Annotated in this window: 20 protein-coding genes; 11 read left to right on the top strand and 9 right to left on the bottom strand. The window is 62.6% G+C overall.

Annotation, left to right across the window (positions count from 1 at the left end):
* Positions 1-149 precede the first annotated feature (149 nt).
* Positions 150-470 carry a helix-turn-helix domain-containing protein gene (locus D0Z70_RS07385; protein ID WP_119744922.1) on the bottom strand — a complete coding sequence of 107 codons (321 nt, stop codon included), beginning with the start codon at positions 468-470 and terminating at the stop codon, positions 150-152.
* Positions 460-885, bottom strand: a complete 426-nt coding sequence (locus tag D0Z70_RS07390; protein WP_239018843.1) for a type II toxin-antitoxin system RelE/ParE family toxin — start codon at positions 883-885, stop codon at positions 460-462. The genes D0Z70_RS07385 and D0Z70_RS07390 overlap by 11 nt, the downstream gene beginning before the upstream one ends.
* Positions 886-1,311: 426 nt before the next feature.
* On the opposite strand from D0Z70_RS07390, the gene D0Z70_RS07395 reads away from it, so the two are divergent.
* Positions 1,312-1,515 (top strand): helix-turn-helix transcriptional regulator, encoded by a 204-nt coding sequence (locus tag D0Z70_RS07395; protein WP_093082076.1) that lies wholly within the window; start codon positions 1,312-1,314, stop codon positions 1,513-1,515.
* A gap of 59 nt (positions 1,516-1,574) precedes the next feature.
* Here D0Z70_RS07395 and D0Z70_RS07400 read toward each other — a convergent pair whose 3' ends face one another.
* Positions 1,575-2,810, bottom strand: a complete 1,236-nt coding sequence (locus tag D0Z70_RS07400; protein ID WP_119744924.1) for a tyrosine-type recombinase/integrase — start codon at positions 2,808-2,810, stop codon at positions 1,575-1,577.
* Positions 2,811-3,159: 349 nt separating this feature from the next.
* On the opposite strand from D0Z70_RS07400, the gene D0Z70_RS07405 reads away from it, so the two are divergent.
* Complete coding sequence (locus tag D0Z70_RS07405; RefSeq protein WP_182913878.1) at positions 3,160-4,392, top strand: tyrosine-type recombinase/integrase; 1,233 nt, start codon at positions 3,160-3,162, stop codon at positions 4,390-4,392.
* Here the strand turns inward: D0Z70_RS07405 and D0Z70_RS07410 are convergent.
* Positions 4,370-4,561, bottom strand: a complete 192-nt coding sequence (locus D0Z70_RS07410) for a helix-turn-helix domain-containing protein (protein WP_119744928.1) — start codon at positions 4,559-4,561, stop codon at positions 4,370-4,372. The genes D0Z70_RS07405 and D0Z70_RS07410 overlap by 23 nt on opposite strands.
* Positions 4,558-4,773, bottom strand: a complete 216-nt coding sequence (locus D0Z70_RS07415) for a helix-turn-helix transcriptional regulator (protein WP_119744930.1) — start codon at positions 4,771-4,773, stop codon at positions 4,558-4,560. The genes D0Z70_RS07410 and D0Z70_RS07415 overlap by 4 nt, the downstream gene beginning before the upstream one ends.
* Positions 4,774-5,266: 493 nt before the next feature.
* On the opposite strand from D0Z70_RS07415, the gene D0Z70_RS07420 reads away from it, so the two are divergent.
* A complete protein-coding gene (locus D0Z70_RS07420) occupies positions 5,267-5,647 on the top strand; it encodes a type II toxin-antitoxin system RelE/ParE family toxin (RefSeq protein ID WP_275402209.1) in 381 nt (126 codons plus the stop codon).
* Positions 5,625-5,957, top strand: coding sequence for a helix-turn-helix domain-containing protein (locus D0Z70_RS07425; RefSeq protein ID WP_182913879.1), 333 nt, complete (start codon positions 5,625-5,627; stop codon positions 5,955-5,957). Before D0Z70_RS07420 ends, D0Z70_RS07425 begins: the two co-directional genes overlap by 23 nt.
* A gap of 124 nt (positions 5,958-6,081) precedes the next feature.
* On the opposite strand, the gene D0Z70_RS07430 is transcribed toward D0Z70_RS07425, so the two are convergent.
* Positions 6,082-7,251, bottom strand: coding sequence for a retropepsin-like aspartic protease (locus D0Z70_RS07430; RefSeq protein WP_182913880.1), 1,170 nt, complete (start codon positions 7,249-7,251; stop codon positions 6,082-6,084).
* 175 nt (positions 7,252-7,426) lie between these two features.
* Complete coding sequence (locus tag D0Z70_RS24585) at positions 7,427-7,672, bottom strand: hypothetical protein (protein ID WP_147418750.1); 246 nt, start codon at positions 7,670-7,672, stop codon at positions 7,427-7,429.
* A gap of 10 nt (positions 7,673-7,682) precedes the next feature.
* Here D0Z70_RS24585 and D0Z70_RS24880 point away from each other — a divergent pair, with 10 nt between their 5' ends.
* The 6 genes from D0Z70_RS24880 to D0Z70_RS07460 all read left to right on the top strand — a co-directional run bounded on the left by D0Z70_RS24880 (position 7,683) and on the right by D0Z70_RS07460 (position 11,265).
* A complete protein-coding gene (locus tag D0Z70_RS24880) occupies positions 7,683-7,907 on the top strand; it encodes a hypothetical protein (RefSeq protein ID WP_182913881.1) in 225 nt (74 codons plus the stop codon).
* Between the two features lie 146 nt (positions 7,908-8,053).
* Complete coding sequence (locus D0Z70_RS07440; protein ID WP_239018844.1) at positions 8,054-8,638, top strand: hypothetical protein; 585 nt, start codon at positions 8,054-8,056, stop codon at positions 8,636-8,638.
* Positions 8,635-9,051, top strand: coding sequence for a sigma factor-like helix-turn-helix DNA-binding protein (locus tag D0Z70_RS07445; RefSeq protein ID WP_119744940.1), 417 nt, complete (start codon positions 8,635-8,637; stop codon positions 9,049-9,051). The genes D0Z70_RS07440 and D0Z70_RS07445 overlap by 4 nt, the downstream gene beginning before the upstream one ends.
* A 34-nt stretch (positions 9,052-9,085) precedes the next feature.
* Entirely contained in the window at positions 9,086-9,304 is a 219-nt protein-coding gene (locus tag D0Z70_RS07450) for a hypothetical protein (protein ID WP_119744942.1), read from the top strand.
* A gap of 80 nt (positions 9,305-9,384) precedes the next feature.
* On the top strand, positions 9,385-10,341 hold the full coding sequence (locus D0Z70_RS07455) for a nucleotidyltransferase (protein WP_119744944.1): 957 nt from the start codon (positions 9,385-9,387) through the stop codon (positions 10,339-10,341).
* Positions 10,342-10,425: 84 nt separating this feature from the next.
* On the top strand, positions 10,426-11,265 hold the full coding sequence (locus D0Z70_RS07460) for an NYN domain-containing protein (RefSeq protein ID WP_239018845.1): 840 nt from the start codon (positions 10,426-10,428) through the stop codon (positions 11,263-11,265).
* A 2-nt stretch (positions 11,266-11,267) separates the two neighbouring features.
* On the opposite strand, the gene D0Z70_RS07465 is transcribed toward D0Z70_RS07460, so the two are convergent.
* A complete protein-coding gene (locus D0Z70_RS07465) occupies positions 11,268-11,489 on the bottom strand; it encodes a conjugal transfer protein TraD (protein ID WP_119744946.1) in 222 nt (73 codons plus the stop codon).
* A 37-nt stretch (positions 11,490-11,526) separates the two neighbouring features.
* Entirely contained in the window at positions 11,527-11,832 is a 306-nt protein-coding gene (traD, locus tag D0Z70_RS07470) for a conjugal transfer protein TraD (protein WP_119744948.1), read from the bottom strand.
* A gap of 173 nt (positions 11,833-12,005) precedes the next feature.
* Between traD and traA the strand changes: the two genes are divergently transcribed.
* Entirely contained in the window at positions 12,006-15,014 is a 3,009-nt protein-coding gene (traA, locus tag D0Z70_RS07475) for a Ti-type conjugative transfer relaxase TraA (RefSeq protein ID WP_119744950.1), read from the top strand.
* Positions 15,015-15,018: the final 4 nt, after the last annotated feature.

Consider the following 15,018-nt stretch of genomic DNA (forward strand, 5'->3'; position numbering starts at 1 on the left):
GATTTCGGTAGGCTGCATTATGCGGAACGTTGACAATTAGCCGGAAGGCCGCGCGGTGCGAATGACCGCTATTCCGGTATCGCCAAGCATGACCGGACATTCCACAATCGACCCAATGTGCGACTAACAGGTGTTTCCGACAGAGACAGCTACGCGACTGCCTGCAATCCCTTGCGTTGGATGATCGACAGAAGGCGCAGGGCAGGGCCGCCGGGGCGCTTAACGCCTCGCTCCCAATCCGACACGAGATTGCGCGAGACGTTGAGATAGGCGGCAAACACCGGCTGTGAGACATGTTCGCGCTCGCGGATCGCACGGATTTCGTCACCAGCCAGCGCGGGGGCGGGGGAAAGGCACGTTTCATCGAATGTACGCAGCGTCGCGCGCGACACCACGCCCGCGTCGTGGGCGTCGCTCATCATTTCATGAATCGCGCCTGCAATCTCACTGCGATAGCCTTTATTCTTCATCACCGTTCCCATCGTCTATCTCCACCAGCGTTCCCAACGCTACCAATCGGTCCAGTTCCCCGGCGCTCCATTCCAGCACCTCGCTCGCCGCGTTGCGGAGCAAGGCCAGGTCTGCCTTTGATATGTTCGCCTGCGCACTCTTGGCGAACCCAAAAGCAAATATCGCCTTGTCCCCCTGCCGGAACAGGATCAGCGTCCGGTAGCCGCCCGACTTGCCTTGCCCGGTGCGCGCGACCCGTTGCTTGATGACACCGCCGCCAAGATCTGCATCCACCAGACCGCTTTCTGCGCGCTCCACGGCTTCACGAAGCGAGGCATCGGTAATCCGCTCCTTTCGCGCGAAGCGCTCGAACCAACCATTTTTGAAGATGCGCGCGATGGCGGTTCTCCTGCTCTCTGTGGCTTCATATAACACTTAGCGTTATATTTCAACTTTGATGGGAAGGAACGACACGGTATCGGCCTTCTTGACAGCGCATAGACTGCGGGTGAGCATGAGTTCCTGCTTCACGACGCTTCCGACGGTGGTCCTTTCAAAGGAGCCTCCCATGAACGACTCGACCTAACGCCTGCTGGCTGTCCCCTGAAACGGGGCGGATGCGAAGGCTTGGCATTAAACTTTGGTACAGGCTGGGAAAAAATCTTCGCTGATTGCTATCAGTGAGGAGCCTACGCCAAATTCCGCCGTCTTCCGCCGCAGACCGCCAATTGCCACCAGCGTTCACCGACCCATGAAAGCGTAGCTGCCAGCACGCCCGGAACACTCTTGTCCGGGACGGCAAGGCATCCAATGCTCGTGGCCGGGGGCGCGTGCAACATCCTGATTTGAAGAGACTGCCCCATGACCAACAGTGATCGTATCATTCGCCTGAAAACCGTCCTCGCCCGCACAGGGCTTTCCCGCACGACGCTTTATCGCAAGATGGGCGAAGGCACTTTCCCACGCCAGGTGAAGATCAGCGTCCACGGCGCTGGCTGGCGCGAGTCCGCCATCAATCGCTGGATTGCCGATCCGGTAAGCTACCGGGAGGAGTTGGGCGTTTGATCATGTTGCCGTGCCCCACCAGTTGCAGGCATGGGCACGGCAACATCAACGGCTTGCGATCAGGCGGCTTGGCTCTTCGCCATACCGAACTTGCCGGTTACGACCTTCTGCCCGTCGCGCAGGAAGTCTAGATGGTCGGACCAGTGCTGCATCATGCGGACCCGTTCGTCCCAATATTCGCCTCGCGTGTATGCGCGACGCACGGCGTTGTTGTCGCAATGGGCAAGCTGCCGCTCGATCGCGTCGGGATGCCATAGTCCCATTTCGTTGAGCAGGGTCGCCGCCATCGCCCGGAAGCCGTGGCCGGTCATTTCATCCTGTGCGAAGCCCATGCGCCGCAAGGCGGCGTTGATCGTGTTCTCCGACATGGGCCGGTCCACCGAGCGGAGCGACGGGAACAGGTAGCGGCTATAGTCGGCATCATGTTCGATGGTGCCAAGGATCGCCAATGCTTGGCGGGAGAGGGGGATGGTATGGGCGCGGCGCATCTTCGTCTTGTGCGCCGGGATGGTCCACAGCGCCTTGTCGAAATCGAAGTCGGCCCATTCGGCATAGCGTAGCTCGCCTGGGCGCACGAACACATGGGGGAGCAGTTGCAGCGCGGCCTTGGTGTTTGCAAAGCCCTCGAACGCCTCAATGGCGCGCAACAGTCCGCCCGCATCATCCGCGTTGGTGATCGCGGCGCGGTGGACGGGCTTGGGCGCGATCAGCGCCCCGCGCAGGTCCGCTGCCACGTCACGCTCCGCGCGCGCCGTGGCGATGGCGTAGCGGAATATCTGGCTGCATGTGCTGCGCAAGCGCTTGGCCGTTTCGTAGCGGCCTTTGGCTTCCATCTTGCGCAGCATGGTCAACAACTCCTGCGCGGTGATGGCCGTCACAGGGCGCTTGCCAAGCGACGCATTGATGAAGGCCAGCAGCCAGCGCAGCTTCTTCATCGTGACGGCGGAGCGGCCTTCACGTTCGACTTTCACCAGCCATTCGTCCGCAACCGCCTTGAAGCTGTTGGACGCGGCCACGGTCGCGGCAATCCGATCCAGTCTGATCTTCTCGGCGGGATCATTCCCCTTTGCCAGCACTTTGCGGGCGGCGTCACGCTGCTCGCGGGCGTCGGCAAGGCCGATGTCGGGATAAATCCCGAAGGCTAACGTCTTTTGTTTGCCAAGGTGGCGATAGTTCATCCGCCAGTAGCGCCCACCATTGGGCGTCACATAGAGGAACAGGCCATCGCTATCGGTGAGTTTATAGGGCTTGGCTTTGCCCTTGGCGTTTTTGATCGCAGCGGCGGTGAGCGCCATGATGGTATCTCCTTTTCGAGGAGGGCCGCGCTACCATCAGACATACCATCAAGTTGCTGGTATCCGGTGGTCCGAGACCGCTCCGTATGGGATACCTATACCATGAAAAACCGCAGAAATTAGCCGTTCCCGGCACGTTCTGATACTCTTTGGGAGAGTATTTTGGTGACCCCTACGAGTGTAGAACTTTTATCTCAGGCAATGCCGGGGCGTCCCTAACTACACTGTAAAATCAATCATTTGTCTTGTAAGGTGTTCGCAGTCGGTCGCCCTGATTTGCCTGAATTTGGCTCAAAATGTGGGAACGATTGTGGGACCAGTTTCGCGCGATAAGTGTAGGAACGCCGCAATGCCCCAAACGGGAACCGAACCGATGGCACTGACAGCATTGAAAGTGAAGAACGCGAAGCCCGGTCGCCATGTCGATGGCCGGGGGCTTTGCCTGTTGGTCAAGGACAGCGGCGCGCGGACATGGGTTCTGCGGATGCAGAAGGATGGCAGGCGGCGCGACTATGGCTTGGGATCGGCGCTGGACGTTTCGCTTGCCGAAGCGCGGGACGCCGCATCCGCGCTGCGCCGTCAGGTCCGCGAGGGAGCCGATCCGGTCGCGGAGCGACGCAAGGCGCGCAAGGTGGTGCCGAGCTTCGAGACGGCGGCGCGCGACTGCTACGAGGCATTGAAAGAGGGCTGGAAGAACAAGCGCCACGCCAACTGGATTTCCAGCTTCGAGAACCATGTCTTTCCGATGATCGGCACCAAGCCGGTGGATCAGGTAGACAGCGCGTGTGTGGTCGAGGTGTTGTCGCCTATCTGGCTCACCATCCCAGACAGTGCGCGGCGCATCATGCAGCGCATCGGCGCTGTGCTGGACTTCGCCCATATCAAGGGATGGCTTCCGGGCGAGGTATCGTTGCGCTCCGTCCGCAAGGGGCTTCCCCGTCAGGTGGACAAGGGCGGGCACCTGGAAGCCATGCCCTATGTGGACGTGCCCGCCCTCATGCAGAAGCTGGCGGCGGCATCGCCCACGACCGGGCGTGACGCTCTGCGCTTCACGATCTACAACGCCGTGCGATCGAACGAGACGCGCTTTGCCATCTGGACGGAGTTCGACTTAGACAAGGCCATCTGGACCATTCCGGGCGAGCGCATGAAGGCAGGCGAAACCCATGTCGTGCCGCTGTCCGCCCCCGCCGTGGCGCTGTTGTGCAAGCGGTGGAACGAGCGTAGCAGCGACACCGGCCTTGTATTCTCAAATGACGGCGAAAAGGCTATCAGCGACATGACCATGACCAAGCTGCTGCGCGATGACGGTATCAAGGGCGTGACCGTTCACGGTTTCCGCTCCGCCTTCACCGACTGGTCATCGGAGCGGACCCGTTTCCCCAAGGAGGTTGCCGACAAGGCGCTGGCGCACAAGCTGCCCAATAAGGTGGAAGCCGCCTATCGCCGCACCGACTTCTTCGAAAAGCGGCGCAGCCTCATGGCGCGATGGGCCGAGTTTCTGGACAGGGTGCCTGCAAAGGGCAGTTCGGACGCCAGCCCCATGGCGTCCGAACCCGTCAGCCTTCGCGTTGCCGCCTGATGAGATCGTGCAGGCTGGCGGTGGTGATGCGGGTGGCTTTGCCGAGCTTTACCGTCTCGACCTCGCCAGCCGCGATCAGCGCGTAGAGCTTGGTACGGCCGACGCCGATCATGCGCGCCGCGTCGTTGACGCGCACGCAGATCGGATCGGGCGGTGGAGGCGCTCTCATTGCATCTGGCTCCCGGCCTGATCGTCGCGATAGCCGACCGGATCGGCCACCCAGCGATTGACAGCGGATTCGTGCCAGCCAGCGCCGTGGATACTGATCTTCACTTGGCGCGGAAAGGTGCCTTCGCCCATCTTGCGATAGAGCGTCGTGCGGGAAAGCCCTGTGCGGGCGAGAACGGTTTTCAGGCGAATGATACGATCGGGGTTGTTCATGCGGCAATCTCATCAAATCAAAGTGTTGCATGCGCCCCTGTGGACCAGCATCGGGCAGCATGGCGCACCGGGCAAGAGCCGTTACGGGGCCATAGGAGGCCGCTTGAGTTTGGGCGGGCGGGCGCTGGCGGTGAATGGCGTTCAGGGGCGTCCAAGGGCGATCCACGGCGTAGCTCTGCCACGAGGCGCGGCTATCGCAGAATTTTTCCCACTGTGTCCTGAATGGCACGCCGGTCAGTGCCTTATGCCGCTTTACGCGGCATGGCGCGTCGGTCAGGTCGAATCGTTCACGGCAATTCTCCAAAGATTCGGAGGTCTGCCCGCCAGCGATCAGGCTGCGCCGGATCACCCCGCGCTGCAAGGGGTGAGGCACTGTAGTGCCGATTAGGGCGTTTCAGTGCCAATTGCGCCAGTATCGGTTTAGCAGGCGCGTTGAAAACTAACGCTATGTGTTATATATGACACCGGAAGTAGGAGAACCGCCATCGTTCGTATTTTCAAGAATGGCTGGTTCGAGCGCTTCGCACGCAAGGAGCGCATATTTGATTCGGCGCTTTGGGACGCGGTGCAGCGCGCCGAAAGCGGATTGCTGGATGCCGACCTTGGTGGCGGCGTCATCAAGCAGCGCGTGGCGCGTTCGGGTCAGGGCAAATCGGGCGGCTATCGCACGCTGATCCTGTTCCGGCAGGGCGACCGGGCGATATTCGCCTTTGGTTTCGCCAAAGCCAAGCAGGCGAACATATCGAAGGCTGACCTCGCCTTGTTGCGCGATGCGGCGACCGAGGCGCTGGAATGGAGTGACGAGGAACTGGACCGGCTGGTGGCGTCGGGAACGCTGGTGGAGATCGAAGATGGGAACGACGGTGAAGGATAAGGGCTATCGCAGCGAAATCGCGAGCGCGGTCCATGAGATGATGAGCGACGCGCACGACGCGGGCGTCGTTTCGCGTGCGACACTTCGCACCTTTGACGAGGCGTGCCTTGCCCCGGCCCCATCGCTGGCGGGCGATGAAATCCGCGCGATCCGCGAGCGTGAGCATGTCTCGCAGCCGGTGTTTGCCGCCTATCTCAATGTTTCGCGCAATCTCGTGTCCGATTGGGAACGCGGCGTGAAGCGCCCCGGTGGGCCTGCCTTGCGCCTATTGTCGATCATCCAACGCAAGGGCTTGCAGGCCGTCGCGTAGCCGTCCCTATCGTGTTTCACCTGATTGTCGTCACCCGCTCCCCGTTTTCCCGAAAAGGATCAACTTTTGGGAATGGCCAAGGTTGGAGTTTGCGGACCGGCAGGTTCTGTGAGACGAGACCTGCCTATTCTGTCAACTGGAGCCTGTTGTCGCGGAAGTCGATCGTGACTCGCCCTGCTTGCCGCAGCAGATCGAGACCCATACGGCCAGCCAGCCAGTCGCTGTTGGCCGTTGTCCGGGCAGTCAGGACATGCGCCGGTGCTGCCCGGACGGTCACGCCGCCGTAGTTCAGGGCGATCTCCGGCACCAGCACCTCAGAGACCTGCCCATTGCCGCCAAAACCGCGCACCTGTTTCATCCCCGCTGTCCCCTTTTCCTTTAACAAGGCGGCGAAGGCCGTGGCGAAAGGCTGCCAAAGATCAGTCGTTTCAGCACCCGTGTCGAACACGCCGGTAAGCACCGTTCCCTGGTGGGAGAAACGGACGATCGGATCGGCCCCGTCGAAGCCGATCGGGGACGAGGGGCGGGTGGAATCGTGCCCCGCGCCGATGCGGAAATTGCCGTCGCGATCCCAACTCACCTGTTCCAAGGCCAAGAAGACCGGCAGGCCAAGCGCCCCCTGCTGATTGGGTGCCAGCGTATCAAACAGGCTGGCATCGTCGGGTAACACCATGAAGGCTACGTTGCGCAGGTGCGCCTTCCCAATCCGCACATCCGCAATTGTAATCCTAAGGCGAGACGCAGATCCCAGCGCTCCCACGGTTGTCGCCGCGCTGTCGCGAATGGTGAGGCCCATGCTCTTCGCCGCGGTTTCGCTGAGGAAGGACAGGTTGGCGTCGGTATCAACGATAAGCTCTGCTGGCATGCCGTTCACCGCTATGGGGACGAACAGCTTGTTCTGGAAGATGCGGTAGCGGATCGTCGCCGGCACCATTTCCGCGGTAACCTGATCGGACAGCGTGCGGAATGTCTCGGCGAGCGGATTGGGATTGCCTGGATCGGTCGCAGCGATGTGCGCCGCTGCGGCCCGGTAATGCCCTTTGCGCAAGTCCATATAGCTCAGCCAACCATGCGCCTCCGCTGCCTGCTTCCCTTTCAGCAGCGGTTCCAGATGCAATCGCGCCTGTGCCTCATCGTCGAACGCTACAGCGGTAGCACCAATAGCCAGTGAGTCCCGTGCGATACCTGCGGCGATGCGATCTCGCAGGGTGAACCAGTCATGCCTTTCGTAAAGCGCGGCATCTTCCTGCTGAATCGACGTCTGAGCGATCGCTTGGGTCGCAACGACAGCCATGAGAAGCAAGGCAAATTTCATATCGTGAGTTCACAGCAAATGACGAGATGCGCAACGGATTAATTGCTTTCCTCTTATCGACGGCAAGCGACACCAACTCAATTGCTGACATCGGGACGTCCGCCGACGTTCCTGGTTCGGAGCGAGCAGCGAGAATGCGCGCCGGTTGATCGAGCTAACGGTCGCGGGCTGGTTTCACTTTCCCAAAATTCTCCATCGGACATGGAGAAACGAGAAAATCCGAGGCGACGGGAAACATATCAATTTCACACATTGCCAGCGGCTTGCGGGAAAATCCCATCCGGCACGGTGCCGCCTGGCGCTCGGTCCCATTTAACTGCGCGATAATCCCGTCGGATTGATAGGCAGCACGGGAACCACGGTTGGAGGGTTTTCCGTCAGGCCGTAAATTATCCGCCATTCTTCCCGGCTTGACCCTGCTCACCTTCCAGCCTCTCGACCTCACGTTCCAGCACGTCACGGATGAAGGCGGCGCGGCGCTGCCGTCCCACAAGCTTATCGATCCGGTCGCCAAGACCTTCGGGCAATCGGACATTGGTCGATTTCACATTGAGCGGCGGTCTTCCCATCCTTTCGTCGTAACCGTGCATCGCGCCCTTTCAATCGCCAGTCGACTAAGCGGTGCCGGTTATTGAGCATTTCTCTCCATTCATGCTATAAGCGGTGCCGCTTAGTCCTTCCGTTGCACAAGAATGCTTCGGAATGGCCGGATGAAGGCAGGCCAATGACCTCACGGAAAAGTCCTCTGAGTGATTCGACGGGCGGCAGCTCGCGCCGCGCGATGCTGCGCACATTGGTCGCGGCTCCGATCGCAATGCCGGTAGTGGCCGCGCCCTGGGCGAAGGCGCTGGCAGCGTTGCACGACCGCCATGAGGATGCTCCGGCCTTGCTGTGTCGCAGCCGGAAGGGGCGCAGCTTGAGCCGCGATCGTTATCACAGCGCAGAAATCGCCTTTGCGGGGCTCGAGGCGGGGGTCTTATCCGATCCCCGATATATCCGCACAACGCTGCATCAGGCGGGAGCGGTCGCCAAGCTGGCGCTGTGCGCGCATTTGCTGGACGTGGGCTTTGCCGACGACTGGAACGCCGAGCATATCCGGCAGGACATCGCCAAGGCGCTGGCCTATGCCAATGCGACCGGGTTCGGCCATGACGGCCCGGAGATGGCGCGGCTCGCGGTGATCCTCTCGCCTTTCTGGAAATGGGGCTATCCGCACTTGATCGGCGACCCGCCGATGGACGATGGCGGGTTCACGCATGAGCGGGTCCGCGCGCTCATTCGTGCGCTACTGGACCGGGTGCGCGATGGGACCGGGCATCCCCGACCACGTGGTCTGGACCGCGAGCGGACGGACGGCGGGACATGATCCCCGACACCGACGCACGAATGCTCGCTCTTTACGAAGACGCGATAGACCGGCTTCCGCCGCTGTCGCGCATTGTATTCCTGCTACACCGCGTGGATGATCTTGCCTATACCGAGATTGCCGGGCGGCTGTCGATCACAGTCGCGGTCGTGGAAGCCTGCATGATCGAAGCGCTGTCGGTCATCTGCGCAACAGTCGATCGCAGGCCCTATCGGCCCCGGCCGCGTGCATTGATTGCCGAGGCGGAAGCCGTGCTGCGCGAGCGCCATCGCCACTCTCGTGCACAACGGTCGCGCACAAACGGCGTCGCCTCGTGGCGCACGCTGCGTATCTTCCGGCCCGCCGCCCACGCACCGCCGACGTTCGAGCAATGGCTACGCGCGCTATCGGGCGCGGGGGGGCATCCGGAATGATCGCAACTTTTCGGACAGATGAAAGCCAGGGCCAATGCAGCGGAACCTTTTTCTCGCCATACGCCGCATCGAGGAAGGGCTGGCGTTGCTCGATGGGATCGGCATGGGCGCTTCGATGAGCGCCATCCATGCGCAATGGGCGCTGGACCATGCCAAGCGGCACGCGCGCGGTCGCCCGGACGAGGGCGATGTGCGAGAGCCGATACAACCCTTCGCCGTCCATTCCGGGCAATCCATGGCAGATTGCAGATAAAGACCCCGTATAAAGCGCCTTTTGAACGATGCTATCGTTCCGGGACGCGGCAGGGGGCGGCGACCATGAGGTAAGCGCGCGTGAAAACCGATATAGATCATCTCCGGTCAGACCAACAACGCGACCTGCACCGGGTCGTGCGGCTGCTCTTCGAGGAGTTTGCCGACGCCCATGGCGAGCCGGTCGCCAATCGCAAGCTAGGCCGCATTCTCAAGATCATCCTCCATGGGCGCTATGCGCGCGACGAAGGACATGACGCTCACCGGCCCGATGATGGCGAACCGCCCGCGTTCGATCTGCTCATCATCGTCAACCAGATCGAGTTGACCAGCCGTCTCGATTATTGGGCCGATGCGGAGGAACGGTTGCGGGTGGAAGCCTCGATGCGGGGGACGCTGCGCTGCTCGGTCCACTTCATCGTCCACACGCTACAACAGGTGAATGACGCCCTCGCCCATGGCCGGGATTTCTTCGTCGACATCGCCCGCGAGGGCATCGCGCTCTACCAGAGTGACGACACACCGCTCCTTTCTCCCAAACCCAAGACCCCAGCCGATGCTTTACGGATGGTGCGGGACTATTATCACCATTGGTTCCCCCTCGCGTCCGACTTCTACGAAAGCGCAAAACTTGCGCAGGGCCGGGGCAAGGATCAGATCGCGGTCCATTTGTATCATGAGGCGGCCGAGCGCCTCTATTATTGCGTCTTGCTGGTGGGCAAGCTGTACACCCCTCATGTCCGTAACCTTAACATCCTACGCCATCAGGCAGATGCCCTCGACCGGCGGCTGTATGGCATCTGGGGAAGCGGGCGCGCCGACAAGCGCCTATTCGCCATGCTGAACGACATTACGTTGCTTGACCGCATGAAGCGCGATTTCCGCATCGAGACCAACCAGCTTGCAGCGCTCGCCGAGCGGATCGAGGCGCTGGGCCAAGCGGTTCAGGCGGTTTGTATCGATCGCATCGCAGCGCTGGAGGCGGAGGTGAAAGAGACCGACGCCTCATCGCACACTGGACTTGCCATCGCGCGATAGGGAACAGATAAAAAGTGGGCAGCCAACTGCCCGAACGGCTGCGCGCGCAAACCAATCTTAACGCGCCCCCGCTATCATCCGGACATGACCGAACCCATGGAATCCGAAGAGCGGGCACGCGGCACGCTCGACAGGCGTATCGCCTTGCTGATCGACGCCGACAATGTATCGCACAGCAAAATCGCGGCGATGCTGGCCGAACTTTCCAAATATGGCACCGCCAACATTCGCCGCGCCTATGGCGATTGGGCAAGCGCAACCCTCAAGAACTGGAAGGACAAGCTGCACGATTTTGCGATCCGGCCCATTCAGCAGTTCAGCTATTCGAGCGGCAAGAACGCAACCGACATTGCGCTGGTGATCGACGCCATGGAGTTGCTCTATACCCAGAAGCCCGACGCCTTCTGCCTCGCATCAAGCGATGCGGACTTCACACCGCTCGTGATGCAACTCAAGGGCAATGGGCATGAGGTCTATGGGTTTGGCGAGCGCAAGACGCCCGCACCATTCGTCAACGCCTGCACGGCCTTCCTCTATCTCGACACACTGGACGAACCGCTAGTAGCCACCGCGCCCATGGAACCGGCTGCAAAGCCCAAAGCCAAGGCGAAAGCGGAAGACAAGGCAAAGCCAGCGCCCGCCGCGAAACCAGTGGGCAAACCGCTGTCACAAGACACTAAGCTTGTCACCATATTGCGCGGCGCGGTCGAGGCCACAGCCCGAGAAGATGGCTGGGCGGCTATGTCGGCGGCGGGACTCGCCGCGCGAAGGCAGGCCCCGATCGATCCGCGTAACTACGCCGTAAGGAATTTCACGGCGCTGTTCGAAGCAACGGGGCTGTTCGACATAGCGCGCGTTGAGAACGGGCAGAGCTATGTTGCGGACAAACGCAACAAGGAACATTCCCCGCAGCCGAGCCGGTAGCATTAGCCATCCATGGCATCCTGCTCCGGTTCGAACGCGCGTTTGCCCTTACGCTTCCAGAGGGCAAGCGCGCTGGCGCGTTCATCGCCGCGCAACCTCTCCGCCATGGTGAGGAACGCACCGTAGAGCGTGGCGCGATCATCGTCGGTCAGATCGACCAGCCCCGCCTTCACGACCAGCCCGCCCAACTCGATCAGGTGACGTGTTCTTTCCCGCCGCTTCATGATCCATCCCCTTGTGTCGGTTCGCGCCTGTGCCGCCTCAATGCGGTGCCGCGCCGCCTTGGAGCGGGAGAGCGCCTTCCGGCTGTTGGTCAGGTCGCGGCGCAGGCTGGCGTACTTTGCCCTGAAAGAAGGCCGCGCCCGCCTTGCGCCAACCCTCCTTTGTGGCAGCATCCTTCATGGCGGCGGCGTGCAGCAGCGCCCCGGCCAGCAAGTCAGCGTCGAGAGCGTCAGCACCAGTTGCGGCGACCAGTTCGCCAAGCTGGCGCACGCGGCGCTCCTTGATGGCCTTCGCCTTGTCGGCGAGCGCCTTGAGTTCCGAATCAAAGTCCTTTGGCTTGCGCATCGTAAAGTCTCCATTGAGTGACAATGCGGCTATGATAGAAGAAGGCAGACGGTGACGCAGTAGAGTCGCTGGGACGGGATGACACCGCCTAGTCCCTGCTCGGAATTTATTCGAGGAGGGCGCGCTTATACGTCGTGCCGACGTGTGCTTAGTGGCGTAGATGGATTGCCATCATGGCAATCTATCATTTCTCGGTTCAGGTCATCGGTCGCGCTAGCGGGCGCAGTGCCGTTGCAGCCGCCGCCTATCGAGCGGCCGAGCGGCTGCACGACGAGCGACTGGACCGGGACCACGACTTCACCAACAAGTCAGGCGTCGTCCATTCGGAAATCCTCCTGCCCGAAGGTGCGCCCGAACGCTTCGCGGATCGGGAGAAGCTTTGGAACGAGGTCGAGGCGACCGAGAAGCGCAAGGACGCGCAGCTCGCCCGCGAAGTCGAGTTCGCCATTCCGCGCGAGATGAACCAGGCTCAGGGCATCGAGCTTGCACAGGATTTCGTGCGCGCGGAGTTTGTCGCGTCCGGCATGATCGCGGACCTCAATGTCCATTGGGATGTCGGCGCGGACGGGCAGGCAAAGCCCCATGCCCATGTCATGCTCACCATGCGCGAGGTGGACGAGGATGGTTTCGGCGCGAAGGAGCGCGACTGGAACAGAACCGAGCTTGTCGAGCAATGGCGTGAGCGCTGGGCGGATCATGTCAACGAACGCCTCGCTGCGCTCGACATAGATGCCCGTATCGACCACCGATCGCTGGAAGCGCAGGGGATCGAGCTTGAGCCGCAGGACAAGATCGGTTCCGCCGCGCAGCGCATGGGCGAGCGCGGGCTTGAGTCGGAGCGCATTGAGGATCACCGCGCAATCGCCCAGCGCAACGGCGAACGTATCATCGCGGAGCCGCGCGTCGCGCTCGACGCGATCACGCACCAGCAGGCCACGTTCACGCGCCGCGACATGGCGATGTTCGTGCATCGTCATACGGACGGAAAGGACCAATTCGACCGCGCAATGAGCGCGGTGCGCGCCTCGCCCGATCTCGTCGAGCTTGGCAAGGACGGACGCGGCGACGATCGGTTCACCAGCCGCGAGATGATCGAGACCGAGCAGCGGTTGCAACGGGCGACCGAGTTGATGGCCGAGCGCGAGTGGCATCGCGTTAACGAGAAGGACCGCGCCGCCGCGCTGGCGCGCGCAGAGGGGCGCGGGTTGCTGCTGACCGGCGAGCAGCGTGCGGCGTTTGAGCATGTGACGGACGGGCGCGGATTGAGCGTCGTGGTCGGCTATGCCGGGACCGGCAAGAGCGCGATGCTCGGCGTGGCGCGCGAGGCGTGCGAGCGCGCGGGATATGAGGTGCGCGGCGCGGCGCTGTCGGGCATCGCGGCGGAGGGGTTGGAGAACAGCTCCGGCATCGCCTCGCGGACCATTGCCGGCCTTGAACATCAATGGGGACAGGGCCGCGAGCTTCTGACCGCGCGCGATGTGCTGGTCATAGACGAAGCCGGCATGGTCGGCACGCGCCAGATGGAGCGCGTCCTGTCCCATGCCGCCGACGCGGGCGCAAAGGTCGTATTGATCGGCGACCCGCAACAGTTGCAGGCGATCGAGGCGGGCGCGGCGTTCCGGGCGATCAACGAACGGCACGGCGGCGTCGAGATCACCGAGATTCGCCGGCAGCGCGAGGGCTGGCAACAGGATGCGACCCGCCATCTTGCGACCGGCCGAACCGGCGAGGCCATCCGGGCCTATGCGGATCACGGCATGGTGTATCAGGCCGAGACGCGCGAGGCTGCACGGAGCGAGCTTGTCGAGCGCTGGGATCGCGAGCGCATCGCCGCGCCGCAGCAGACCCGCATCATCCTCACGCACACCAATGACGAGGTGCGCGAGTTGAACGAAGCGGCGCGCGAGCGGATGCGCGCGAGCCATGCGCTTGGTGATGACGTGCTGGTGAAGGCTGAGCGGGGCGCGCGGGTCTTCGCCAGTGGCGACCGCATCATGTTCCTGAAGAACGAGCGCGACTTGCAAGTGAAGAACGGCACGCTCGGCACGATCGAGAAGGTCAGCCCGGAGCATATCGCCGTCCGCACCGATGACGGGCGTTCCGTGGCGTTCGACACCAAGCACTATGCCCATGTCGATCATGGCTATGCCGCCACGGTCCACAAGGCCCAGGGCATGAGCGTGGACCGCTCCCATATGCTCGCGACGCCGGGCATGGATCGGCACGGGGCCTATGTCGGCATGTCCCGCCACCGCGACGGCATGGGGCTCCACTATGGCCGCGACGACTTCAAGGACGAAGCCCGGCTTTTCCGCACCCTGTCGCGCGAGCGCGCCAAGGACATGGCGAGCGACTATGAGCGCCGCGAGCCTGTGCAGGCATTCGCGGAGCGGCGGGGGATCAGCTTCGGCGAGCGTATCGCGGAAATCGCCCGCGCAGGCGCAGAGAAGGCGCGCGGGATCTTCGACGGGCTGCGCCTGTCGCTGCCGGGGCAGGATCGCGCGCCATCGGCCATGCCGGAGCGGCAGCGCGGCATGTTCGACGGCATCGACCTTGGCCGCTTCGTATCCCAGTCCGATCCTGCCCGCGAGCGGCAGCGCGAGCATGACCCGCAGCCGCTACGCGCGGGCGGCTTGCGCGGCGCGGTCGAGCGCTATGCGAGGGCGTGGCAAGCGATCGAGCAGACCCGCGCGCAGGGCATCGACGCCATGCCGCACCAGCGCGAGGCGCTGGATCGGGCGAGAGAGGCGCTGGACGCGATCCGGACCGAAGGCTCCACGGATTTGAACAGCGCGTTCCGGGGCGGCCCCGAACTGATCCGCGAGGCGGCGGAAGGGCGTGGCCAGGACGCCATGCGCGCGATGCAGTCCGAAGCGGAAATCCGCATCGACCCGTTCCAGCGGGCCGACAGGTTCGTGGAAGGCTGGCAGCAACTGCGTCAGCAGCATGAGGAGTTGGTGCGTGACGGCGATTTCCGGGGCGCGAAGACCACCGCGCAGCACATGGCCGACATGGCCAAGAGCCTTGAGCGCGACGCCCAGCTTGAATCGGTGCTGGGCCTGCGCAGCCGCGAGCTTGGCCTTGAGATCGGCGCGGATATGGGACGCGGCCTGTCGCGCGACCTCGCCGATTCCATCCCCTTCGATCATGGCCGCGACATCAGCCGCGGCATGGAACGCTAGACAA

Source organism: Sphingobium terrigena, from assembly GCF_003591655.1.
Classification (GTDB): Bacteria; Pseudomonadota; Alphaproteobacteria; order Sphingomonadales; family Sphingomonadaceae; genus Sphingobium; species Sphingobium terrigena.